Here is a 1,334-nt window from a genome sequence, read left to right as displayed (position 1 = left end):
GGGCACAAACAAACCGATATCAACCTGCTGCTGCCCTGGAATTACGGCAATCACGTGTGAACGGCGCACCGCTTACCGTTCACTCCAGGCTTCGCTTCACGGTCTGGTCCTGCAACCTTGCCAGCATCTCGTAGGGGCTGACGGTGTCGCGGATCGTCTTGGTGGCCACGTGGGTATATCGCGCGGTGGTCGTCAGCTTGGCGTGGCCGAGCAGCACCTGGATAACGCGCACGTCAGTGTTCGCCTCCAGAAGGTGGGTGGCAAAGCTGTGTCGCAACGTGTGCAAGGTCGCAGGCTTCTTGACCCCGGCCATATGCTTGGCCGAGGTGAAGGCGCGGTTCAGCTGTCTTGGCGAGATCGGGTTGATCTTCGGTTTACCCGGGAACAGCCAGCCTTCGGGACGTGCTTCGCGCCACCAGGCACGCAGCAACTCCAGCAAGCCGGGCGACAGCATGACCTTGCGATCCTTCTGGCCTTTGCCCAGTTCGACATGGATCAGCATCCGATCACTGTCGATATCGCCGACCTTGAGGTTGCAGACCTCGGCCGCCCGAAGTCCTGCGCCGTAGGAGATGCTGAGCGCGGCCCGATACTTCAGCCCCGGTCCGGGTGCTGCCATCAGGATGTCAGATACCTCCTCGACGCTGAAAACCACAGGCAGCTTGCGCGGCTCGGTACGGAACTGCATGTAGCGCTTCATCTCTTCCCGCCCGCAGGTCATGCCGAAAAAGAACCGCAGCGCCACAATACGCGTGTTGAAGGTCGACGGGGTGATCCCTGTGTCTGTCATATGGAGCTGATAGGCGCGCAGGTCCTCCGGCGTCGCCGTATCGGGTGATCGCCCGAGGAACGCCGCGAAATCCTTGATTGCCCGAATATGAGACTTTTGGTGTTTGTCGCCCATTCCTCGGATGCGCATGTCTTCGATCATCCGCTGACGCAGCGGGGTTACTCTCTCCTCTGTCATGGGAACCTCCTGTCTGATGATTGAGAAGGCCCCAATCGTCAGGCAGGTCGGCCGGATAACGAAATGCGCATTGTTGCGGGCTGCTCACACCATCAGCCAAATGCGCCAATGCCGCGAAGCGGCTTCGTCCTTGGGCCGGAAGCTTCCGGTCAGGCCTCGACCTCACTGTTGCCGGTCTGCCACAGTGGTTTTCTTCCGCCGCGTGCTTCCACAGTGCTTCCACGCCTACCACGCGAACGCAAAAGGCCGCCCTGGGGCGGCGCGTAAGTCTCAGTAATCACGGGATATTTTTGGTTGCGGGGGTAGGATTTGAACCTACGACCTTCAGGTTATGAGCCTGACGAGCTACCGGGCTGCTCCACCCCGC

At 60.3% G+C, this 1,334-nt stretch carries 1 protein-coding gene; it reads right to left on the bottom strand.

Translation table 11 applies throughout. The features are described from left to right. Positions 1 to 79 precede the first annotated feature (79 nt). Positions 80 to 967 (bottom strand): tyrosine-type recombinase/integrase, encoded by an 888-nt coding sequence (locus BKY27_RS19565; protein WP_071676128.1) that lies wholly within the window; start codon positions 965 to 967, stop codon positions 80 to 82. Positions 968 to 1,334 lie beyond the last annotated feature (367 nt).

Origin of the sequence: Nioella nitratireducens (assembly GCF_001879715.1) — a bacterium.
Lineage (GTDB): Bacteria > Pseudomonadota > Alphaproteobacteria > Rhodobacterales > Rhodobacteraceae > Nioella > Nioella nitratireducens.
This window is presented reverse-complemented; position numbering and strand designations above follow the sequence as displayed.

Coding starts and splice junctions, on each gene's coding strand:
- BKY27_RS19565 (WP_071676128.1), bottom strand. CDS start 967: ATGACAGAGGAGAGAGTAACCCCGCTGCGTCAGCGGATGATCGAAGAC.